This is a genomic window from Microbispora sp. H11081 (assembly GCF_012999535.1).
In the GTDB taxonomy this organism is placed as follows: domain Bacteria; phylum Actinomycetota; class Actinomycetes; order Streptosporangiales; family Streptosporangiaceae; genus Microbispora.
Genome location: NZ_JABBWV010000008.1, coordinates 140,759 through 161,438, shown reverse-complemented (window position 1 = coordinate 161,438; position 20,680 = coordinate 140,759). Strand labels below are relative to the sequence as shown.

The 20,680-nt window shown below is 70.1% G+C and carries 20 protein-coding genes and 4 tRNA genes; 16 read left to right on the top strand and 8 right to left on the bottom strand.

All coding sequences use genetic code 11. The features are described 5' to 3' along the window. Positions 1 to 8 precede the first annotated feature (8 nt). The 3 genes from HHX31_RS21380 to HHX31_RS21370 all read left to right on the top strand — a co-directional run bounded on the left by HHX31_RS21380 (position 9) and on the right by HHX31_RS21370 (position 1,835). Complete coding sequence (locus tag HHX31_RS21380; RefSeq protein ID WP_169950093.1) at positions 9 to 686, top strand: DNA polymerase beta superfamily protein; 678 nt, start codon at positions 9 to 11, stop codon at positions 684 to 686. A 58-nt stretch (positions 687 to 744) separates the two neighbouring features. Next, positions 745 to 1,500 carry a DNA polymerase beta superfamily protein gene (locus HHX31_RS21375; RefSeq protein WP_169950092.1) on the top strand — a complete coding sequence of 252 codons (756 nt, stop codon included), beginning with the start codon at positions 745 to 747 and terminating at the stop codon, positions 1,498 to 1,500. Positions 1,501 to 1,601: 101 nt separating this feature from the next. Next, entirely contained in the window at positions 1,602 to 1,835 is a 234-nt protein-coding gene (locus HHX31_RS21370) for a hypothetical protein (RefSeq protein WP_169950091.1), read from the top strand. 428 nt (positions 1,836 to 2,263) lie between these two features. Here the strand turns inward: HHX31_RS21370 and HHX31_RS21365 are convergent. From HHX31_RS21365 to HHX31_RS21355, 3 genes are all read right to left on the bottom strand, one after another. Further along, a tRNA-Val gene (locus HHX31_RS21365) sits at positions 2,264 to 2,338 on the bottom strand. A gap of 14 nt (positions 2,339 to 2,352) precedes the next feature. Then, positions 2,353 to 2,423, bottom strand: a tRNA-Cys gene (locus tag HHX31_RS21360). A gap of 43 nt (positions 2,424 to 2,466) precedes the next feature. Continuing rightward, positions 2,467 to 2,538: transfer RNA gene (locus HHX31_RS21355), tRNA-Gly, on the bottom strand. Positions 2,539 to 2,683: 145 nt separating this feature from the next. Here HHX31_RS21355 and HHX31_RS21350 point away from each other — a divergent pair. After that, entirely contained in the window at positions 2,684 to 3,454 is a 771-nt protein-coding gene (locus HHX31_RS21350; RefSeq protein WP_169950090.1) for a helix-turn-helix transcriptional regulator, read from the top strand. Positions 3,455 to 3,513: 59 nt separating this feature from the next. Continuing rightward, positions 3,514 to 5,061 carry a histidine ammonia-lyase gene (hutH, locus tag HHX31_RS21345; protein WP_169950089.1) on the top strand — a complete coding sequence of 516 codons (1,548 nt, stop codon included), beginning with the start codon at positions 3,514 to 3,516 and terminating at the stop codon, positions 5,059 to 5,061. Positions 5,062 to 5,066: 5 nt separating this feature from the next. Here hutH and HHX31_RS21340 read toward each other — a convergent pair whose 3' ends face one another. After that, the gene (locus tag HHX31_RS21340; RefSeq protein ID WP_169950088.1) at positions 5,067 to 6,323 is read right to left on the bottom strand and encodes an NAD(P)-binding domain-containing protein; all 1,257 of its coding nucleotides are present in this window, start codon (positions 6,321 to 6,323) and stop codon (positions 5,067 to 5,069) included. Positions 6,324 to 6,408: 85 nt separating this feature from the next. On the opposite strand from HHX31_RS21340, the gene HHX31_RS21335 reads away from it, so the two are divergent. The 3 genes from HHX31_RS21335 to HHX31_RS21325 all read left to right on the top strand — a co-directional run bounded on the left by HHX31_RS21335 (position 6,409) and on the right by HHX31_RS21325 (position 9,221). Then, a complete protein-coding gene (locus HHX31_RS21335) occupies positions 6,409 to 7,299 on the top strand; it encodes a LysR family transcriptional regulator (protein ID WP_169950087.1) in 891 nt (296 codons plus the stop codon). 62 nt (positions 7,300 to 7,361) lie between these two features. Next, entirely contained in the window at positions 7,362 to 8,375 is a 1,014-nt protein-coding gene (locus HHX31_RS21330) for a chorismate-binding protein (RefSeq protein ID WP_169950086.1), read from the top strand. Between the two features lie 15 nt (positions 8,376 to 8,390). Then, positions 8,391 to 9,221: an aminotransferase class IV gene (locus tag HHX31_RS21325; RefSeq protein WP_169950085.1), complete on the top strand. Its 831-nt coding sequence runs from the start codon at positions 8,391 to 8,393 to the stop codon at positions 9,219 to 9,221. 3 nt (positions 9,222 to 9,224) lie between these two features. On the opposite strand, the gene HHX31_RS21320 is transcribed toward HHX31_RS21325, so the two are convergent. Next, positions 9,225 to 10,601, bottom strand: coding sequence for a hypothetical protein (locus tag HHX31_RS21320; protein WP_311932146.1), 1,377 nt, complete (start codon positions 10,599 to 10,601; stop codon positions 9,225 to 9,227). Positions 10,602 to 10,642: 41 nt separating this feature from the next. Here HHX31_RS21320 and HHX31_RS21315 point away from each other — a divergent pair, with 41 nt between their 5' ends. Next, positions 10,643 to 11,314, top strand: a complete 672-nt coding sequence (locus HHX31_RS21315) for a DUF305 domain-containing protein (protein WP_169950084.1) — start codon at positions 10,643 to 10,645, stop codon at positions 11,312 to 11,314. Positions 11,315 to 11,317: 3 nt separating this feature from the next. Here the strand turns inward: HHX31_RS21315 and HHX31_RS21310 are convergent, their stop codons facing one another. Next, a complete protein-coding gene (locus HHX31_RS21310; protein WP_036329836.1) occupies positions 11,318 to 11,734 on the bottom strand; it encodes an SsgA family sporulation/cell division regulator in 417 nt (138 codons plus the stop codon). 465 nt (positions 11,735 to 12,199) lie between these two features. Here HHX31_RS21310 and HHX31_RS21305 point away from each other — a divergent pair. The 3 genes from HHX31_RS21305 to HHX31_RS35980 all read left to right on the top strand — a co-directional run bounded on the left by HHX31_RS21305 (position 12,200) and on the right by HHX31_RS35980 (position 13,277). Then, a tRNA-Val gene (locus HHX31_RS21305) sits at positions 12,200 to 12,271 on the top strand. Between the two features lie 253 nt (positions 12,272 to 12,524). Continuing rightward, positions 12,525 to 12,899, top strand: a complete 375-nt coding sequence (locus HHX31_RS21300; protein WP_169950083.1) for a hypothetical protein — start codon at positions 12,525 to 12,527, stop codon at positions 12,897 to 12,899. Between the two features lie 9 nt (positions 12,900 to 12,908). Next, entirely contained in the window at positions 12,909 to 13,277 is a 369-nt protein-coding gene (locus HHX31_RS35980) for a DUF6247 family protein (RefSeq protein ID WP_396711400.1), read from the top strand. 916 nt (positions 13,278 to 14,193) lie between these two features. Here the strand turns inward: HHX31_RS35980 and HHX31_RS21295 are convergent. Then, on the bottom strand, positions 14,194 to 14,955 hold the full coding sequence (locus HHX31_RS21295) for a tetratricopeptide repeat protein (RefSeq protein ID WP_211590113.1): 762 nt from the start codon (positions 14,953 to 14,955) through the stop codon (positions 14,194 to 14,196). Between the two features lie 264 nt (positions 14,956 to 15,219). Between HHX31_RS21295 and HHX31_RS21290 the strand changes: the two genes are divergently transcribed. The 4 genes from HHX31_RS21290 to HHX31_RS21275 all read left to right on the top strand — a co-directional run bounded on the left by HHX31_RS21290 (position 15,220) and on the right by HHX31_RS21275 (position 19,290). After that, positions 15,220 to 15,441 (top strand): type II toxin-antitoxin system HicB family antitoxin, encoded by a 222-nt coding sequence (locus tag HHX31_RS21290; protein WP_169950082.1) that lies wholly within the window; start codon positions 15,220 to 15,222, stop codon positions 15,439 to 15,441. Positions 15,442 to 15,479: 38 nt separating this feature from the next. Beyond that, complete coding sequence (locus HHX31_RS21285; protein ID WP_311932144.1) at positions 15,480 to 15,671, top strand: type II toxin-antitoxin system HicA family toxin; 192 nt, start codon at positions 15,480 to 15,482, stop codon at positions 15,669 to 15,671. Between the two features lie 863 nt (positions 15,672 to 16,534). Further along, a complete protein-coding gene (locus HHX31_RS21280) occupies positions 16,535 to 16,831 on the top strand; it encodes a hypothetical protein (protein WP_169950080.1) in 297 nt (98 codons plus the stop codon). Between the two features lie 197 nt (positions 16,832 to 17,028). Then, positions 17,029 to 19,290, top strand: a complete 2,262-nt coding sequence (locus tag HHX31_RS21275; RefSeq protein WP_169950079.1) for a catalase — start codon at positions 17,029 to 17,031, stop codon at positions 19,288 to 19,290. Positions 19,291 to 19,390: 100 nt separating this feature from the next. On the opposite strand, the gene HHX31_RS21270 is transcribed toward HHX31_RS21275, so the two are convergent. Then, positions 19,391 to 20,572, bottom strand: coding sequence for a cytochrome P450 (locus HHX31_RS21270; protein WP_249346266.1), 1,182 nt, complete (start codon positions 20,570 to 20,572; stop codon positions 19,391 to 19,393). Positions 20,573 to 20,680: the final 108 nt, after the last annotated feature.

Sequence of the window (20,680 nt, the reverse complement as noted above, 5' to 3'; positions counted from 1 at the left end):
CTGGTGACATGACCCTGGCTGTCCCTGCCGGTACCGTGCTGTCGGTCGTGATCGGCTCGCGCGCGTACGGGCTGGAGATCGAGGGGTCGGACGTCGACCGGCGTGGGGTCTTCGTGACGCCCACCCCGATGTTCTGGCGGCTCGACAAACCGCCGGACCACGTGGAGGGGCCGCTGCCCGAGCAGTTCTCCTGGGAGGTCGAGCGGTTCTGCGTGCTCGCGCTGGAGGGCAACCCGGTCGTGCTCGAGTGCCTGTGGTCGCCGCTGGTGGAGCTCGCCACCCCGTGGGGGGAGCGGCTGCTGGCGCTGCGCCGCGCGTTCCTGTCCGGGAAGGCGGAGCGGGCGTTCGCGGGGTCGGCGGAACGGCAGTTCCGCCGTATCCGGCCGCAGGATCCGCCGTCTCCGGACGACGACGCCAGGCGCTGGAAGATGGCCATGCACATGATCCGGCTCCTGCTGTCCGCCGTTCACCTGGCCGGGCGCGGGGAGCCGCTGATCGACGTGAGCGCCCACCGCGACCGGCTGCTCGCCGTACGGCGGGGCCGGACGCCCTGGGGTGAGGTGCTGGAATGGCGGGGGCGGCTGCTGGCCGAGCTGGACGAGCGGGCCGGGAGCGCGCTGCCGGCCCGGCCGGACCGGGCGGCCGTCGAGGAGTTCCTGGCAGACGTGCGGAGGTCGGCCCTGTGACTCCCACGAGCCCTATGACCTCGTTAAGGCCTTCGACCCCCACGATAGGAAAGACGACGTGACCGAGGTCCTGCCGTCCTGGCTGCCCGAGATCGCCGCGGGAGAACGGCACCCGCTCGCCTTCGCCACGGTGAGCGGCGCGCACCTCTACGGCTTCCCCTCGGTGGACTCCGACGTCGACCTGCGCGGTGTGCACGTGCTGCCCGTGGAGGAGGTCGTCGGCCTGCGCGCGGCCGAGGAGACGGTGACCCGGTCATGGGTGCGCGAGGGCGTGGAGGTCGACCTCGTCACGCACGACCTCGCCAAGTTCTGCCGGCTGCTGCTCGGCCGCAACGGCTACGTCCTCGAACAGCTGCTGTCGCCGCTGGTCGTGACGACCTCACCGCTGCACGAGGAGTTGCGCGCGCTCGCCCGCGGCTGCCTGACCCGCCACCACGCCCACCACTACCTCGGTTTCGCCCGGACCCAGCGGCGGCTGTTCGACCGTACGGGGGAGCTGAAGCCGCTGCTCTACGCGTTCCGGGTGCTGCTGACGGGCGTCCACCTCATGCGCTCGGGCGAGCTCGTCGCCGACCTGACCCTGCTCCTGGACGGCGGGCCGTCGTATCTGCCCGGCCTGGTGGCGGCCAAGCGGGCGGCCGAGCACGGCCGGCCGCCGCAGGGCGCGCCCTGCGCGGAACGGCTGGCGGCCGACCTCGACAAGCTAACCGCCCACCTTGAGGACGCCCGGGACGCCTCCGCGCTGCCGGACGCCCCGACGGCCCACGACGCCCTGCACGACCTCGTCGTACGCGCCCGCCTGGCGGGGCGCTGATGCGGTGAAACGGGACGGGACACGCGAACAACGCGGGTGCCGTCCCTCGTCACGAGGGCATCGCGGATAATGAGGCGGACGCCACATACCAGGAGAACGCTTTGACCACTCATTTCGGCAAAGACAACCTCGACCTGGCCGCGAGCGCGCAGGCACTGGCCGACAGCGCGCCCACCGGATCACTGCGCCACGCGGCCGCGAAGTCGGTCGCGATCACCTTCGCCACGACCCGCGACGCCGCCCAGGCCCGCAGCACCCTCGACGGCATCTCGCCCGACGACGTGCGCCGGGCCGCGCTGGAGCTCTTCGACGAGCTCTCCACGCGGGCCGACTGACCCGCGGGCCACCAGAGGCCGCCCGACCGGCTGTGGCGGGCGGCCGTACGGCCGCGTCCGGGGGACGCCGCTCGTGGCGGTAATGCGGCTATAACAATAAAAAGATGTTTTGTTCGGCGGCCGGGCGCGATCAGCGGCTGAATCGTGCACGTCCCGGACAGCGGCGCGAATTCGAGCGCCGCGGCGTCGTGAATCGTCCGAGTCGCGCGACGGCCAGCACCGTGCGGCGGTCGAATCCTGTCGGCGATGAAACCGGCGGGAATGTGCATGACGAGGCGCGGCAGCGTCGCGGCGAACCCGGCGAGGCCCGCGTGGAACGCGGCTCCCACCACTTCACTTTCAATAGGTGGGCTGCATGTCGCGGAACGACCAGACGACAGAAAGGCCAGATCCCGAATCCGGGATCTGGCCTGTCGTGCCGGTGATACTGGTGGGCGATACTGGGATTGAACCAGTGACCTCTTCCGTGTCAGGGAAGCGCTCTCCCGCTGAGCTAATCGCCCTTGGACGAACCAAGAGGTGGAGACGGGATTTGAACCCGTGTACGCGGCTTTGCAGGCCGCTGCCTCGCCTCTCGGCCACTCCACCGTGACAAGCCGGACAGTGTCAAGCTGCACAGTGTCAAGCTCCGAGCGGAAGACGGGATTCGAACCCGCGACCCTCACCTTGGCAAGGTGATGCTCTACCACTGAGCCACTTCCGCGTCCCGGCTCTCGGCCGGACTCACGTGGAGCACTTTATCCAATCTCCCGCGACTCCCCAAATCAGCGGCGTTCTCCCTGCTCACGCCGCGAGTTGCGGCCGATGTTTCCAGCCGCGTCGAACCGTCGCCGCGTTAGCGTCGGAGCATGTCCGTCACGCACGACCACACCCACACCGTGATCCCCGGTGCCGCGGGAGGCGCGCCGCGGCCGGCGACGGCCGAGGCCGAGGGGGACGTCGACATCGCCCCCGTCGCGGCCCTGATCGCGGACGGCGCCCGCGCCGCCATGCTCACCGCGCTCCTCGACGGCCGGGCGATGGCCGCGGGCGAACTGGCCACGATCGCCGGAGTGAGCGCGCCCACCGCGAGCTCCCATCTGGCCCGGCTCCTCGACGGGGGCCTGGTGACGGTGGTCAAGCAGGGAAGGCATCGCTACTACCGTCTCGCCGGCCCCGACGTCGCCCGCGTCATCGAGGTGCTGGCCCGGATCAGCGGGCGCGTCGCCGTACGGTCCCTGCGGCAGTCGCGGCGGGCCGTGCTGCTGCGGGAGGCCCGCAGTTGCTACGACCACCTGGCCGGCCGGGTGGGTGTCGCGCTGTACGACGCGCTGGTGCGCGAGGGGCGTCTGACCGTGGCCGACGGGGGCTGCCTGCTGACCGCGAGCGGCGCGGAGGCGCTCGAGGAGCTGGGGGTGGACGTGGAGCGGGTGCGCCGCGCCCGCAGAAGGTTCGCCCCCGACTGCCTCGACTGGCTGGAGCGCCGGCCGCATCTGGGCGGGGCGCTGGGCGCCGCGGTCCTGGACCGGCTCCTGGCCCGGGAGTGGCTCGTACGGGGCACGGCGCCCCGGGCTCTCCGGGTGACGGCGGTGGGACGGGAGGGGCTGGAGAGGGTCTTTGGATGTAAGGACCTAAGCTGAGATACGCTAGTTACTCAGCACGCGCGCGCACGCGCGTATCGACGTGAAAGAGTGGGACGATGCTCCACAACGAGGTCGTGGCCGTCGGCCCCGGGCCGCTCTCCTTCGACGACGTGGTCAGGGTGGCGAGGCACGGAGCGCCGGTCGGCCTGACGGACGACGCGATCGCCGAGATGGCGGCCTCGCGGGGCCGGATCGAGGAGCTCGCGGAGGCCGACACCCCCGCCTACGGCGTGTCCACCGGCTTCGGCGCCCTCGCCACCCGGCACATCGACCCCACGCTGCGCGCCCAGCTCCAGCGCAGTCTCGTCCGCTCGCACGCGGCCGGTTCCGGGCCCGAGGTGGAGACCGAGGTCGTGCGGGCCATGATGCTGCTGCGCCTGCGCACGCTCGCCACCGGGCACACCGGCGTGCGCCCCGCCACGGCCCGGGTGCTGGAGTCCCTGCTGAACGCCCGGCTCACTCCGGTCGTCCACGAGTACGGCAGCCTCGGCTGCTCAGGCGACCTCGCCCCGCTCTCCCACGTCGCCTTGACGATCATGGGCGAGGGCGTCGTGCGGGACGCCGAGGGACGCCTGCGTCCCGCCGCCGAGGCGCTCAAGGAGTGCGGCGTCGAACCCGTCGAGCTGGCCGCCAAGGAGGGGCTGGCGCTCATCAACGGCACCGACGGCATGCTCGGCATGCTCGTGCTCGCGCTGCACGACCTGTCCAGGCTGTTCACGACCGCCGACATCAGCGCCGCGATGAGCGTGGAGGCGCTGCTCGGCACCGACTACGTGTTCGCGGCCGACCTGCAGGCGCTGCGGCCCCATCCCGGCCAGGCCCTGGCGGCGGCGAACATGCGTACGCTGCTCGAAGGCTCGGGCGTGATGGCCTCGCACCGCGACGGCTCCTGCACCCGCGTCCAGGACGCCTACTCCCTGCGGTGTGCCCCCCAGGTCGCCGGGGCCGCCAGGGACACCCTCGCCCACGCGTCCGCCGTCGCGGCACGCGAGATCGTCAGCGCGGTCGACAACCCCGTCGTGCTGGCGGACGGGCGGGTGGAGTCCAACGGCAACTTCCACGGCGCCCCGGTGGCGTACGTCCTCGACTTCCTGGCCATCGCGGTGGCCGACCTCGCCTCGATCGCCGAACGGCGCACCGACCGCATGCTCGACGTGGCGCGCAGCCACGGGCTACCGGCCTTCCTCGCCGACGACCCCGGGGTGGACTCCGGGCACATGATCGCGCAGTACACCCAGGCGGCGATCGTCTCCGAGCTCAAGCGGCTCGCGGCGCCGGCGAGCGTCGACTCGATCCCCAGCTCGGCCATGCAGGAGGACCACGTCTCGATGGGCTGGTCGGCTGGCCGCAAGCTGCGCCGCGCCGTCGACGGGCTCACCCGCGTGCTCGCGATCGAGGTGCTCACCGCCGCCCGCGCGCTCGACCTGCGCGCGCCGCGCACGCCTGCGCCGGGGACCGGAGCGGTCGTCGCGGCGCTGCGCGAGTCCGTCCCCGGGCCGGGCGAGGACCGCTTCCTCGCCCCGGAGATCGAGGCGGCCGTCCGGCTGGTCGGCAGCGGCGCCGTGGTCGCCGCCGCCGAGTCCGCCGTCGGCCCCCTGGCGTAGGGACCTCAGAGGGCGGCGACCACCTCGACCTCGATGACCAGGCCGGGCAGGAACAGCCGCTCGACCTCGACGGTCGTGCTGGCGGGCGGCTCGCCGGTGAGGAAACGGCCGCGGACCGCGGCGTACTCGTGCAGCCGGTCCATGTCGGTCAGGAACGTCCTGATGTGCAGGATCCGGTCGAAGGACGAGCCCTGGTCGGCCAGGATCCGGCCGAGGTTCTCCATCACGACCTCGGACTGCCGGGTCATGTCGCCCTCGCCGGCGACCTTCCCGTCCTCGTCCAGCGCCACCTGCCCGGACACGAACAGCAGGTCGCCGAAGCGTACGGCGTGCGAGTAGCGCCCGTTGGTCGCCGGGACGGAGGGCGGGTTGACCGCCCGCACCTCCTTCGGCGCCCGCACCTCCTTCGGCGCCCGCACCTCCTTCGGCGCGGGGGCCTCCGGCGTCCGGGACGCGGCGAACGGGACGACGGCGGTGAGGTCGTGCCCCGCCAGCCCGGCCGCGACCGCCCCCGCGAGCAGGTCGCGGGCGGCGGCGGTCACCGTCTGGCCGCTTCCCGGCCCTTCGGTGGCCAGCCGCAGGTCCTTGGCGGCCAGGCCGAGGGCGTACCTCGTCTCGAACGGGCCCGACTCGGCCACCGGCCGCAGCCGCTCCGCGAGCCCGGCCAGCGGCGTCGCCCCGAGGACGTCGAGCAGGGCGGTGCGGCCGACCCCGAGGGCGTCCGCGTAGGCCAGCGTCTCCGCCAGCCCCACCTGGGCCGTCACCAGCGCGCTCATCACGGCGAGCTTGGTCGCGGCGCCCGATCCCGGCCCACCCGCCTCGTGGACGGTCCCGAACACGCGCAGCACGTCCGACACGCGATCCAGGTCCCAGCGGGCGCCTCCGGCGAGCACGACCAGCGTGCCCTCGGCGGCCGGGCCCACGCTGCCGAGCACGGGGGCGTCGACCAGGCCCACGCTCTCGGGGAGCAGGCCGCGCAGCAGCCGCACCGCGTCGGGGCCGATCGTGGACATCTCCACCAGCACGGACCCCGGCCGCAGCCCCGGCAGCGCCGCACGCGCCACCTCCGACACGGCGTCCGGATCGCTCAGCATGGTGATCACGATGTCCGCTCCGGCGGCGGCCGCGGCGGGGGAGGGGGCCGCCTCCGCGCCCGGCACGTCCCGTGGCGTACGGTTCCACACGGTCACCTTGTGGCCGGCGGCGACAAGGCGGCCGGCCATCGGAACGCCCATACGTCCCAGACCGAGAAAAGCAATCATGTCCTGGGATGCTATGGGAGAAAAAACGCATCCCACCAGCGACCAGATCGCATGGCACTGGTTCCTCTCGCTCATGGATCGGAGCATGTTCGACACCGACGCGCTTGTGCTGCTCGACGTCGTGGCCCGTACGGGGTCCTTCACGGCCGCCGCGGTGCAGCTCAACTACACGCAATCAGCCGTGTCCCGGCGCATCGCGTCCCTGGAGGCGCAGGCGGGCGGCCCGTTGTTCGCGCGGCTGCCCAGGGGCGTGCGGCTCACGCCCGCGGGCCGGACCCTGCACCGCTACGCACGTGAGGTGCTGGAGCGGCTCGGCCGGGCGGGGGAGGAGCTCGCCGCCATCCACCAGGGCACCGGCGGCCGCCTGCGGGTCGGCGCGTTCGCCACGGCCAACGCCGTGCTCATCCCCGCCGCCCTGCGCGAACTGCGCGCGGCCCGCCCCGAGGTGTCGGTCAGCATGGTGGAGGGCCTCAGCACGGCGCTGATGGACGGCCTCGGCCGCGCGGAGATCGACATCGCGGTGGTGAGCGACTACCCCTCCGGTCTTGGGGCGGGTCCCGAGGTGGAGGTCACCCCCCTGCTGGAGGACGAACTGCTCGTCGCGCTCCCCGCCGACCACCCGCTGGCCGGGGACGACAAGGTGGACCTGCGTGCCCTGCGTGACGAGAGCTGGATCGAGGGAGCCCCTCCCGGCACGGTGACCATGCTCGGCGCCGCCTGCGCCCGGGCCGGCTTCGCGCCCAGGGTCGACCTGCGGATCGGGGAGTGGACCGGCAAGCTCGGCTATGTGGCCGCCGGGCTCGGGGTGACGCTGGTGCCCGCCATGGCCGCGTCCGCCGTACGCGGGGACGTGGCGCTGCGGTCGCTCGGCGAATTCGCGCCGCGCCGCACGGTGTACGCGGCCCTGCCGCGCACGGCGCCGCTCCCGGCCGCCCGCGCGCTGCTCGGCCTGCTGCCCCGATCCGTTCCCGCCTGACCTCGACGCCCGACCCTCCCGCCCGGCCTCCCTGGCTGCGGCGGGGGAGGGAGAATAGACCTGTGCACGACGCCTTCGCCCACATCGGGGGCCGCCTCGCCACCGGCCTGAGAGAGGTGACCACCGACCTGGCCGCCCTCGACGGCTCCGGTTGGTGGGCGGTGGTCGTGTCGTACGAGGGGAAGGTCGTCTGCGCGCGGTTCGACCACGTGCGGCCCGCCCCGCTGCCCCCGCCGCGCGGCCCGTGGCGGGGACCCGGCCGCGACGCCTGGACCACCTCCCTGGACCAGGACGGCTACGAGCGGGGCGTCCGGCGGATCAGGGACTACATCGAGCGGGGCGAGGTCTACCAGGCCAACCTCTGCCGCGTCCTGTCCGCGCCGCTGCCCTCCCCGGACGTGGACCCCCTCGCCCTCGCCGCACGGCTGGCCGAGGGCAACCCCGCGCCGTACGCGGCGGTGGTCGGCGTGCCGGGGCTGACAGTCGTGTCGGCCTCTCCGGAGCTGTACCTGTCCAGGAGCGGCGACATGGTCGAGTCCCGGCCGATCAAGGGCACCGGCGTGACGGCCGACGATCTCCTCGACAAGGACTACGCCGAGAACCTCATGATCGTCGACCTGGTTCGCAACGACCTCAGCCGTGTGGCGGAGGTAGGCTCGGTGACCGTGCCCTCGCTGTTCGCGGTCGAGGAGCACCCCGGGCTCGTGCACCTGGTGTCCACGGTGCGGGCGCGGCTGGCCGGCGGCGCCGGCTGGCCGGAGCTGTTCGCCGCCACCTTCCCTCCGGGATCGGTGACCGGCGCGCCGAAGTCGTCGGCGCTGCGGATCATCGACGAGCTCGAACCAGAGCCCCGCGGGCCGTACTGTGGGGCCGTGGGCTGGGTCGACGCCGACAGGCGCGAGGGGGCGCTTGCTGTCGGCATCCGGACCTTCTGGATCGAGCACGACACGATCCGGTTCGGTACGGGAGCGGGCATCACCTGGGGGTCCGACCCCCGGAGGGAATGGCACGAGACCGAGCTCAAGGCCGCCAGGCTCGTCGGCCTCGCGTCCGAGGACGGCCCGCGACATCGGTAATGAACGGAGCAGGAGATGTCTGTACCCATCTGGGTGAACGGGGAGCTGTACGAGCCCGACAGGGCCGTGGTCTCGGTGTACGACCACGGGCTGATGGTCGGCGACGGCGTGTTCGAGACGATCAAGGCGGTGAACGGGGAGTCCTTCGCGCTCACCCGCCACCTCGACCGGCTGGCGCTTTCCGCCAAGCGGATGGACCTGCCCGAGCCCGACCTCGCCGCGATCGCCGACGGGGTGCGCCGCTGCCTGGCCGCCGCGCCGAAGTGGCCGCTGGCGCGGATCAGGATCACCTACACCAGCGGTCCTGGACCGCTCGGCTCCGACCGCGGATCGACCGGCACGAACGCCATCGTCATCGTGGGCGAGCAGGCGCCGTTCCCCAGCACCGCCGACGTCGTCGTGGTGCCCTGGCCGCGCAACGAGCGCGGCGCGCTGGCCGGCGTCAAGAGCACCTCCTACGGCGACAACGCCAAGGCCCTGGCGTACGCCAAGGAGCGCGGCGGCGCCGAGGCGATCTTCGAGAACCTGGCCGGGAGCCTGTGCGAAGGCACGGGCAGCAACATCTTCATCGTCACCGGCGGCCGCCTGATCACCCCGACGCTCGCCTCCGGCTGCCTGGCCGGCGTGACCCGCGCGCTCACCCTCCAGTGGTGCGGCGGCGAGGAGGCCGACGTGCCGATCTCGGCGCTGTACGACGCGGAGGAGGCCTTCCTGACCTCCACGACCCGCGACGTCCAGCCGATCAGGGCCGTGGACGGGAAGGTGCTGCCCCAGGCGCCAGGACCGGTCACGCTGGAGGCCATGAAGGTCTTCGCCGAGCGTTCCGCGGCCGACGTCGACCCGTGATCCTCAGTAGGAGCGCTGACTCTGCGCGTTGAGCTCCTTCACGCGCACGGCCTTGGCGGGATCGGTGACTGGGTCGTCCACGCGCAGCACGTCGAGGCCCTTCGTGATGTCGCTGGAGTAGATGTAGCCGTTGTAGTAGTAGGCCGACCAGGAGCCGCCCAGGTGGAGCTCCGGCGCCAGCGGCCCGCGCTCGAAGTAGGCGATCTCCCGCGGATGGGCGGGGTCGGTGAACTCCCAGACCGAGACTCCGCCCATGTACCACCCCTGGACCATCACGTCGCGGCCGGGGACGGGCACCAGCGCGCCGTTGTGGGCCACGCAGTTCTCCGTCTCGCCCTGGACCCGGGGGATCTTGAAGAAGCCCTGCCGGACGAGCCTGCGCTCCGGCGTCAGCGCGTAGATGGCGTCCGCGCCCTTGGTCGCGCTCACCGAGGGCAGGCAGGTGGCGGCGGCCCCGCCGCCCATCTCGTCGCTGAAGACGACCTTGGTGCCCTCGTTGTTGAACGTGGCCGAGTGCCAGATGGAGAAGTTCTCCTCGTCGCGCACGGTCTGCAGCAGCTTGGGGCGCACCCGGTCGGAGATGTCCAGCAGGACGCCGTCGCCGAAGCAGGCGCCCGCGGCCAGGTCCTTCTCCGGGTAGACGGTGATGTCGTGGCAGCCGCCGATGCGGTCCTCACCCGCCGGTCTGCCCGCGAACAGTTCGGGCTTGGCCACGACCCGGGACCTGCCGGGCTCACGGCGGGGAACCTCCACGATCGAGATGTTCTGGTGGGGCGCGGCGCATCCCGTGGTGTCCGGATTCGGGCCGGGGGAGGACACGTACAGGTAGACGGTCTCGTCGTCCTTGCCCGGCACGACCGTGTGCGTGTGGGAGCCGCACTCCGTGCGTACGGACTTCAGGTAGCGCGGGTGGGTTTTGTCGGAGATGTCGAAGATTCGGATGCCCTCCCAGGCGCCCGCGGCGGCCGGGTCCCCGAGATCGCTCGCGCAGGTGTCGTCCGTACGGGGCTCGTCGACCGACAGGAACAGCAGGTCGCCGGAGACCGAGATGTCGTTCTGCCCGCTGGGGCACCGCACCCGCGCGACGGCCTTCGGATGCTCGGGGTCGCCGATGTCGTGCACGGTGAAGCCCCCGTAGTTGCCCACGAACGCGTAGCGGCCCTGGAAGGCCATGTCGGTGCCCCAGTCGTCCGGGCCGTCGAAGGGCGCCGCCAGGGGGACGTTGGCGACCAGCTTCATGTTGGGGCTGTGCCTGATCTCGTCCTGGGCCGGGAGGCCGTCGCGAGCGGTCGGCGACGGCGCGGGCTCGGTGGCGGCGCAGGCCGGGGACAGCAGGATCACGGTCGCCACCAGCGCGGCCTTCAGCCTCGGTCTGCTCACATCGCCCCCATGCCCGCGGATCATCGCCCACCATGGAAGGTATGTCGAGCCCGCGACCGGTGCGGACCGGATTGGTAACGGTTCTGCTGGCAGTTGCGCCCGCGCTGGCCGCATGCTCGTCGTCCGGCGTCGCTCCACCGGCGCGCGCAGACGCCCCGGTGGTCGTCCCCGGCGCCCCCGGGCAGTCCGACCCCCCGCCGCCCAGCCGTCCGGCCGCGGAGGCAGGGCCGGTGGCGGCGGACGTACGGTTCGCCGAGGCGATGATCCCGCATCACCGGCAGGCGCTGGAGATGGCCGGGCTGGCCGCGGGCCGCACAGAGAACCCACTGGTGACGGCGGTCGCGAGCCGCGTGGCGGACGGGCAGCGCCCCGAGATCGCGGCGATGGAGTCATGGCTGCGGGCACTGGGCCGCACGCCGCCGCCCGGCCACGACCACGGCACGAGTGATCAGGGGACGGGCGATCAGGGGACGGGCGGCTACGGCATGGCGAGCGAGGAGGAGCTCACCCGGTTGCGTACGGCCAGGGGACGCGCCTTCGACGAACTCTTCCTCACGCTGATGATCCGCCACCACGAGGGCGCGGTGCGCATGGCGGCGGAGGAACTGCGCCAGGGACGGGACCGCACCATGCGGACGATGGCGCAGGACGTCGTCTCCGGCCAGCAGATCGAGATCGCGCGTATGAGAGGGCTCCAGCGGAGGCCGGGCTGATTCCTACGAACTCCAGAGCATGTTGGTGAGCTCCTCGTCCAGGTCCATGAAGTCGGTTTCACGGCCGGCGGGGACGAGCTCGTAGGTCCGGTGCAGGAACTCGGTGAGGGGGGCCAGCGGCACCTCGAACAGGGCCTGGCCGAAGGGCGACGTGAGGCTGATGTTGAGCGTGCGCTCGCCGTCCGACCGGGCCGGCCACACCTGGACGTCCCCGTCGCCGACGCGCCGCACGATGCCGACGGTCAGCAGTTCGCGGGCGAAGATCCACTCGACCGGCTCGTCATTCCCCACATGGAAGGCCATCCGGATGGCGTACGGATCCTCAGCTGTGTAGCTCAGGCCGGCGAGCAGGGGGACGGTCGTACGGTCGGGGACCACAAGCCGAAGGCCTAGCTCGGCAGAGACGGTGGTGCTGTTCATCGTCAGCCAAACCTTTTCGTCGTCGGGTCCCCTGTCAGGGGCTGTCACTGCGTCTTCACTGTGCGGTCGGGCCTCGCCGGGCGCTCGCGCTACGAGGCGAACGAGGAGACCCGTAGGAAAGATTCCGCCTCCAGGCCCTTCTGTAACGCAGATCACAGCTTGACATTCGGTCATCTACCAGCTCAAACATCACCAACAGGCTTGTCCTAACCTCTGCTTTGCGTGTCGGCGGGGCCGCGCCGGCGATGCCATTGCGGGCGAATGATCTCAGGTCGTGCGTATAGGTCGAGCATGGAGCATCACGATGCTATGACACCACACCCCCACGCCGGGGACGGTCTGGCGAACCTTTCGAAGGTGTTGACGAAGGCCGGACGATCGAGGCGACCGTGCCGTGCTTTCGCCATCACCCCCTGGAGTGCGGTATGGTTTTCCCCGTCGGCGCCGCGAGGCGCAGATGATCCCGGGCGATTAGCTCAGCGGGAGAGCGCTTCGTTCACACCGAAGAGGTCACTGGTTCGATCCCAGTATCGCCCACGCAGCTCAGAGGCCATCCGCCACCACGCGGGTGGCCTCTTCTAGTCTTCCCGTGTCCGCTGATTCGCCGGGTGAGCGTTGTGTCGGCGCATCGCTGATCTACGCTCGGGTCCGTGTATCCCTGGCTCGATGCGTACGTGTGGGTTGCGGACCCTCGGCCACCGATCCTCGATCGGTTCATCTCCATGTACGTCGATGTCGATGACCCGGGTGATGAGCGGCTCGCCGCGTTCCGGCGGGTCTACCTTTCGGGGTGGGGAGCGATGCCGATCTGTGTGCGATCGACGAGTTGAGACCCCGGAGCGGCGGCGGGTTCTCGCTCTACCTGAGAGGGCGCGACCACCGAGGAGCGATCATCACGATCACTGATGAGGGCGCGGCCGTCCTCGGCCTCAGCGTCGAGGCTCCGGACGATCTCGCACGGACGGTTCGCCGCGCCGAGGAACTTGTCGATCATCTGCGCGCGGTGTTCTCCTCTACCGCCGGGTTGGCAGGCGTGGAGCTGCCGCCACCGCAGAAGCGCTCCGAATGGGACGACGACGGTTTGGTGTTGCTTCGCGTGGGTGTGCCGCCCCTGCGCCCATCGCCGTCTGTGGGATCGCAGGAGACAGACGGCACCACGCAATAGCCTGAGGACATGGCTGCTGAGCCGGTGCATCACGCCGAGGACGACCCTGCGGAGATCTTGCGTGTGCTGCCGGAGCGGTGGCACGAGCAGTTTCTCAGCGAGTACCACAGCGCGTTGGATGCGGCCCACGAGGTATGGCGGTTCCAGCAACTTCGTGAGTTGTTGCGTGTGTGGCGGCTACACGCGGCTGCGGTGTCCGATCCGGACTTCGCTCGTGCCGAGCAAGCGGTTCGTGAGCATCGGCGCGATGAGGTCATTTCGATAGAGGACGCTTTTCCTGGTTGGGTCGACCGCCGAGTGTGCCGCCTGGCGGGAGACGGCGCTGCCCGACCGAGGGCTCGTTCTGGGCCGCTGCATCCTCGGTCCCTAGCTGAGTAGTCAGGGACGCCGACCCGTGCGATAGATCTCTAATCAGTTGGCGCCAGGGAATGTGTTGTTGCAGTCTCCGCATCGTCGTTCGGTAAATCTGTGCAGGTTGCCGCTCTGAGCCCATGCGGGGCTATCCGGGCTGATGCTGGTCCACAGCCCTGGACGAGGGTGGCGAATCCGCCCCCAGTCGTTCTCCATAAGCTCCGGTGCGGCCGTGTGATTGCAGCCGTCCGGCAAGTGTGCGCACCGCTTGGGCGAGATCAGGATCTCGAAGGGGACGAACATCGTCGCTGATGGGCCTGAGCAGGAGCAGCCGAGGCCCACAGAGAGATCACAGCGTTCGCAGCGCTTCTCATTCACTGGGGCATTATCGGCAAATCACACGGGCTTTGGTAATCAGGAGCTAGCCTGCTGGGCGCTTCGGGCCTGATGCTGTAGAGAGAGGCCCACGCCGTATGCGCGTCGCGGCTAGGACTGTTTTCCATGACATTTCAGCACGTCAGGCGGCATGTGATAGTCGGTTGGACCATGTTCTGTGAACCGCCCGCTCAGCTTGCGCTAGGCGTGGTGCAGGCCCAGCCTCGTGCGCTCCGTGGCACATAGGCGCAGCCTGCGGAAGGATGGGCGCTGGAGGGCGTCGATCGCCCGCTGTACGACAAGAAGCACGGTGGGTTAAGGAACTAGGCATGTCGGAACATGGCCATTGGCGAGTAGCTGACGGCACTCCCGTGACGGCGGCGGAGGCCCAGGAGATTCACTGCTTTAGTGGTACGCGTCGATCGTCCACGCAGCTCAGAGGCCGTCCGAGACCACGCGGGTGACCTCTTTTGAGCTTATGAGTGACCACGGTTCCCGCGGCGCGAGAACTGCTGGTTAACGCGCCGTCCTTCAGTCGCTGCACCAGTTGACTCGCGAAAGACGGTTTCTACAGTTGGGCCTGCGCCTCCTGGACTTGGCGCAGAATGCCGTAAGCCCGCGCAGCTTCGGCGATGGAGCCGGCCTCGTCAAGAAATTCCAGCGCCTCGTCGCGGCGGCCTTCCCCGGCGGTGACATAGGCCAGTCCGATCAAGTTGGCGGCGACGCCGGGAAGGAACCCGACCTCACGGCGGAGCCGTGTCGACTCCTCCAGGCGTTCCCGGGCGGACTCCAGGCGGCCCGCCCTTTGATCTGCGATTCCCAGGTGCCGGAGAGCATAGGACGCGGTCAGGGCGTCACCGGCGTGCACCGATTTCCGGTGAGACTGTTCCAGTACGGGAACCGCGGCGGCGTCGTCATTCCGTACGACCTGATGGAAACAGCCGATCCAGAACAGGGCCTCCGCCTCACCGCGTAGGTCTCCGAGCTGCCGGTAGAGTCCGGCCGCGCGCTCGAACACACTCAACTCGTGAGGGTTCTCGTGCCTGTTGTCCAGGAACCGCGCGTGCATGACACGCCCCCGAGCGAGGGCGAGGTCGGCCTCCACCGCGTCCAGCTCTCGCTCGGCCGCCGTCATAGCGTCGGTGTCGCCCCCGAAGACTGCTCGCTCGTACAGCAGTCTGGCCTGCTCGATTCTGTCGTCTGCGCTCATCTCGCCTCTCCGCCGTTTTCGTACGACTCGTCGCACCCTAGAGATCGGGCACGGCATCGGTTGATCGCTCGTGCGGGCCGTGACCCGGATGAGGTTGTGCTCGTCCGCCACCACCTCCATGACCAGGTCCTCGAGAACACCACTCCACGACTTGTGGATCTTCCGCGCATCTTGGATGTCAGGCGATCACATAGTGCCACCATCGATTACGGGGCAGAGCCGTTGATGATTGGACAGACCCGGCCTGACCGACGCGGCAGGAGGTCGGGGGTGCCGAGGCAGCGGCGTGAGCTTCTTTCGTGCCGGGAACATCCTGGGAGATCGCGAGGGGTTGCGTGTGCCTTCTGCCGGGTCCGGCGAAGCGCGCTGGCGTACGCTAACGGCATGAGCCAGACCGTCTCCTTGACCGCGACCGTCACCCCCGACGAAGAGGGTTGGTACGTCGCGCGCTGCGTCCAGGTTGAGGTGGCCAGTCAGGGCCGGACGGTTGACGAGGCCTTGGCCGGCCTCCGCGACGCCCTGGAACTCTACTTCGAGGACGAGCCCTTTCCCCAGACTGCGCAGCAGCCGATCGTGGCGCCGATCGAGATCCGTCGCTCGGCATGAGCCCGCGCCAGTTTCCGGTCTGCTCCGGCACTGACGTAGTGCGCGCGCTGGAGAAGTGCGGCTTTGAGGTGGTGGCCACCAAGGGCAGCCATTGCAAGCTGCGCCTGCACGCAGAAGACGAGACTCGCACAGTGATCGTGCCATTGCACGACACCCTGGCCGTCGGCACGCTTGCCTCAATCGTGCGGCAGGCTGGCCTTACTTCCGAGCGCCTACGCGATCTGCTCTGATCACGCGGCCGCCGCCGCGGTGGCCTGGGTGAGCAGGTGGGCAGCCGGTGGTGCTATTTCTCTCAAAGCGACCCCTGACCGCCCAGGTTATTGGCGGAGACGGCGAGCGGATCGCACGAAACCCCAGAAGCGACATGCGATCCAACTGTCGAATTCAGCGCACCCGGATCAAACGGGGGAGCAAGCGCACTCTCGGGTGGTGTTTTCGTCCAGCTCACCCAGCAGGAATTGGCTATGGGAGCAAGAAGCCCTCGTGGTCGACGCGCGGGCTGGCAAGGAAGGGCTCTATGCAGCCCGGTCGGCGTCGATGGAGATAGGCGCCGGGACGGTCTGGCAGGAGCGAAGACGAACTGCCAGCATGGTCTTGTGTCTGAGGAGTGTATCCACGAGATGGCTGTGGAGACATGTGGGCTTTGCCGACCCAGGCCCGGTCAGATAGACCTCCATCGCTTCGGGGCGGGCGGCGGAGCCATCTCTCCATTCGAGGGCGAGATCGTCAGGGTCGAGTACATCGAGGGCGACGCTTACGGGCTTGTGCCTTCGGCAGGTGAAGTCTTATGCGCGGGTTCTGGCCGTGTTCTCCATCACCGTGCTGACTGTTCTTCGTTGGTCGACACACCTGCCGAACGCCTGATGCGGTACCCCGATCAGGACGGCATGACCTGGTGGAGACTCACAGAGATTCCCTGGAAACAAGGGCATGGGACCGCGCGCCGACAGGAGCGCGCCCGAGAACTCGGCCTCCTGAACGCGGAGGGTAGGCCCGTAAGCTCCACCTGCGACGAGTGCGTCTTGCGTCCTCGTGCTGATCGGACTCCTCAGCCCTGGGTCGGAAATCCCCGTAGGTCTGGAGGAGGGCAAGGGTGAATGAGACCGAGCGCCGGTTCCACCGCGCGATGGTCGAGATTTATCAGGCTGCGAAGAGGGATCTCGGATACAACGCGAGCCGTTTCATCCAGATGGTCTCGGAACGCGGTGGACTCGCCACCGCAAGGCAACTTCTGTGGAGCGACCAGATCTCGGACGGCTTCGAAACCCTGCGGAGCCACGGACGCCTCGATCTCACTGTTGAGGCGCACGTGCTGAAGGAGGAGTTCGCGGAGCTCTTCACGGAGGAGGACAGGAGACGGGCGCAGGACAGGCTGGACTTGTTCCGGTGATCGTCCTTGGCCTTGCCTGAACGAGCGTCATCCCGATGACAGCGTTGCCGGGACCGTGATCCGGATGCCGGGCGGATCGGGGGTCCTGCCGTCTCGGCGCATTTCGCCGAGCGGGCGGCGCGGGCGGAGGTTTCCGTTCGCGACCTGCGGGTATGCGGGCGGATCTGTTCATGTCCGCTCGTAAAGGAACGTACCTGATGGATGCCAGCAAGCCCGCGAAGGCGGTCAAGGACGTCGTCGAGAACGCAGCGGAGAAGGTGAGCGACTTCCTCACGCCGGACGTCCCCGGCTCGCCCGGCAGCGCCCCGGCGACCTTGGAGGAGCCGACGACGCCGCGCGACCCGCTGCCGCCGAAGAAGGAGCAGGGCGCTCCCGCGACCGTCACGCCGACCGGAGCGGAGACCGGCGCGCCCGCCACGGCCGAGGGGCAGCAGGGCGCCTACCTCACCACCGCGCAGGGGGCGCGACTGCGTGACACCGACCACTCGCTGAAGGCGGGGGAGCGGGGTCCGACCCTGCTGCAGGACCACCACCTGCGTGAGAAGATCACGCACTTCGACCACGAGCGCATCCCGGAGCGTGTCGTCCACGCCCGGGGCGCAGGCGCCCACGGTGTCTTCGAGGCGTACGGCACCGCGGAAGCGGTGACCAAAGCCGGGTTCCTGAAGAAGGGGAAGAAGACCGACGTCTTCGTACGGTTCTCCACCGTCCTCGGTTCGCGCGGGTCTGCCGACACTGTCCGTGACACCCGTGGGTTCGCCACGAAGTTCTACACCGACGAGGGAAACTTCGACCTCGTCGCCAACAACATCCCCGTCTTTTTCATCCAGGACGGCATCAAGTTCCCCGACGTCATCCACGCGGGCAAGCCGCACCCGGACCGGGAGATCCCGCAGGCGCAGAGCGCGCACGACACGTTCTGGGACTTCGTCTCGCTGCACACCGAGGCGCAGCACCACACGATGTGGAACATGTCGGACCGCGGGATCCCGCGCTCCTTCCGCATGATGGAGGGCTTCGGCGTCCACACCTTCCGGCTGGTCGACGAGGCCGGGGGGACGGTGCTGGTCAAGTTCCACTGGAAGCCCAAGCTCGGCGTGCACTCCCTCACCTGGGAGGAGGCGCAGCTGCTGGCCGGCATGGACCCCGACTTCCACCGCCGCGACCTCTACGACGCGATCGAGGCCGGCGCCTACCCGGAGTGGGAGCTCGGCATCCAGGTGTTCCCGGACACTCCCGACCAGACGTTCGAGGGCATCGACCTGCTGGACCCGACGAAGATCGTGCCCGAGGAGCTCGTGCCGGTGCAGGCGATCGGGCGGATGACGCTCAACCGGACGCCCACGAACTTCTTCGCCGAGGTCGAGCAGGTCGCCTTCCACGTCGGCCATCTGCCGCCGGGAATCGACGTCACCAACGACCCGCTGCTGCAGACGCGGCTGTTCTCCTACATCGACACGCAGATCACGCGGCTGGGCGGCCCGAACTTCGCGCAGATCCCGGTCAACCGTCCGCACTGCCCGGTCAACGACATGCTCCGCGACGGCTTCCACCAGCACGCCGTGCACGCAGGCGTCGCGCCGTACCGGCCGAACTCCTTGGACGGCGGCAACCCGTTCGTCGCGGGCGACGCGGAGAAGGCGTACACCGACGCGCCGGTCGAGGTCGCCCAGGCGCGGAAGGTCCGCGCGAACCCCGTCTCCTTCGACGACCATTTCAGCCAGACGCGCCTGTTCTGGCTGAGCATGTCGCCGGTGGAGAAGGAGCACATCATCCGCGCCTACACCTTCGAGCTGGGCAAGTGCTACGAGCAGGCGATCAAGGAACGCCAGCTCCGGTGCCTGGCGAACATCGACCCGGTCCTGTGCCGGGAGGTCGCCACCGGGCTCGGCCTGCCCGTGCCGGAGCCGACGCTGCCGCTCGCCGACCCGGCGCCCAGCCCCGCGCTCTCGCAGGTGGGCAAGGAGTGGCCGGGTGACGGCCGCATGGTCGGCGTCGTCGTCGCGGACGGAGCCGACCTGGACGGCGTACGCGACCTGCGCAGGGCGGTGTTCGCCGCCGGGATGGTGCCGCTGCTGATCGCGCCGCACGGCGGGATGGTGGGCGACATGCCGGTGCAGCGGACCTTCGCCACCGCCAGGTCGATCGAGTTCGACGCGCTGCTGCTGGCGGCGGCGCCGGCGCCGGCGCCCGACGCGCTGCCCGCGCGCGACGCCAAGGCGGGCGCGGGCGACACCGCCATGGTGGACCCGCGCGTCATGCTCATGATCGACGAGTGCTGGCGGCACGCGAAGGTGATCGGCGCGTGGGGCGACGGCGCGAAACTGCTCGCGCAGACCGGGCTCAGCGGCACGCCGGGCGTGGTGTCCGGTGACTCCGCCACGGAGACCTTCACCGCCGTCCAGCGGCTGATGGCCGCCCACCGGGTCTGGGAGCGGTTCCCCGCCTCGGTCGCCTGACGCTCCGCGCCGTACGAGGACGGAGGCACCGCCCGGGCCCCCACGGCCTCCTCCCGATCGTCGTGGATCGACGCGCGGGAGGAGGCCGCCCGGCTGCCGCCTACCAGGTGATCGGCATCGTGGTCAGGCCGTGTACGACGGTGAGGGAGCGGAACTGGGGCTCGCCCGCCAGTCGCAGGCCGGGGAACCTGCGCAGCAAGGCGGGGAAGGCGATGTGCATCTCCATGCGGGCCAGGGGAGCACCGAGACAGTGATGGACGCCGTGCCCGAACGCGATGTGGCCCAGGGCATCTCGGCGGATGTCCAGGTCGTCCGGGTTCTGGGTGAGCTCCGGGTCGCGGTTGGCGGCGGGCAGAGAGCAGATGACGGTCTCGCCGGGGCCGAGGGTGCTATCGCCCAGCCGGACCTCGGACGTAGTGATCTTCACCGTTCCCGAGTGCACGATGCTCAGCCAGCGCAGCAGCTCCTCGACGGCGGCGCCCACGCGGTCCGGCTCGTCGCGCAGCAGCGTGAGCTGGTCGGGGTGCCGCAGCAGGGCGAGGGTGCCCAGGGACAGCATGTTGGCCGTGGTCTCGTGCCCGGCGAGCAGCAGCAGGGTGCCGATGCCGGTGAGTTCGGCGTCGCTCAGCTCGTCGCCGTGCTCGCGTACGAGCATCCCGAGCAGATCCTCACCGGGATCGGTCCTGATCTTCTTGATCAGCCCCGCGATGTACGCCCTGGCCTCCGCCGCCGCTGCCGCGCGCTCGTCCGGGGGCAGGGACACGTCCAGGATCCGCTTGGACGTCCCCTGGAAGCCGGCCCGGTCGGCGTACGGCACGCCCAGCAGTTCGCAGATCACCAGGGAGGGGACCGGGAGGGCGAAGTCCGTCACCAGATCGGCGGGCGGCCCGCCGCGCTCCATGGCGTCCAGATGGTCGTCGACGATCTGCCGGACTCTGGGCTCCAGCCGCCGCATGCGACGGATGGTGAACTCGCCCGTGAGCATCCGGCGCAGCCGGGTGTGCTCGGGAGGGTCGGAGCCGAGCAGATTGCCGGCGCGCATCGCGGCGGCCTCCTCCGCGCTGGGCGGCGGCGCGCCGGGCGGCCGGAGCGGAGGCACGAGCGCGTTGCTGAACAGCTCGGGATGGCTCAGCACCGTACGGACGTCCTCGAATCTGGTGACCAGCCAGGCGTCGGTGCCGAACACGGTGCGGATCCGGGTCACCCCCTCGTCGTCGCGCAGTGCGGAGAGCTCCGGCACGGGATGGAATCCGTCCCGGAGCATGTGCAGGGGCGGGGACATGTCGCGCACGCGACCTCCTCGGGTCACCGGCGGTTCGATAATCGCCTTGCCACAGTCCGACGATAACCGTCCGATGCCCGCGGTGGACGGTCGTGACAGGGGCTGTCC

Coding starts and splice junctions, on each gene's coding strand:
- HHX31_RS21380 (WP_169950093.1), top strand. CDS start 9: ATGACCCTGGCTGTCCCTGCCGGTACCGTGCTGTCGGTCGTGATCGGC.
- HHX31_RS21350 (WP_169950090.1), top strand. CDS start 2,684: ATGTCCGTCACGCACGACCACACCCACACCGTGATCCCCGGTGCCGCG.
- hutH (WP_169950089.1), top strand. CDS start 3,514: ATGCTCCACAACGAGGTCGTGGCCGTCGGCCCCGGGCCGCTCTCCTTC.
- HHX31_RS21340 (WP_169950088.1), bottom strand. CDS start 6,323: ATGATTGCTTTTCTCGGTCTGGGACGTATGGGCGTTCCGATGGCCGGC.
- HHX31_RS21335 (WP_169950087.1), top strand. CDS start 6,409: ATGTTCGACACCGACGCGCTTGTGCTGCTCGACGTCGTGGCCCGTACG.
- HHX31_RS21325 (WP_169950085.1), top strand. CDS start 8,391: ATGTCTGTACCCATCTGGGTGAACGGGGAGCTGTACGAGCCCGACAGG.
- HHX31_RS21315 (WP_169950084.1), top strand. CDS start 10,643: ATGTCGAGCCCGCGACCGGTGCGGACCGGATTGGTAACGGTTCTGCTG.
- HHX31_RS21310 (WP_036329836.1), bottom strand. CDS start 11,734: ATGAACAGCACCACCGTCTCTGCCGAGCTAGGCCTTCGGCTTGTGGTC.
- HHX31_RS35980 (WP_396711400.1), top strand. CDS start 12,909: ATGGCTGCTGAGCCGGTGCATCACGCCGAGGACGACCCTGCGGAGATC.
- HHX31_RS21295 (WP_211590113.1), bottom strand. CDS start 14,955: ATGGAGGTGGTGGCGGACGAGCACAACCTCATCCGGGTCACGGCCCGC.
- HHX31_RS21290 (WP_169950082.1), top strand. CDS start 15,220: ATGAGCCAGACCGTCTCCTTGACCGCGACCGTCACCCCCGACGAAGAG.
- HHX31_RS21275 (WP_169950079.1), top strand. CDS start 17,029: ATGGATGCCAGCAAGCCCGCGAAGGCGGTCAAGGACGTCGTCGAGAAC.
- HHX31_RS21270 (WP_249346266.1), bottom strand. CDS start 20,572: ATGTCCCCGCCCCTGCACATGCTCCGGGACGGATTCCATCCCGTGCCG.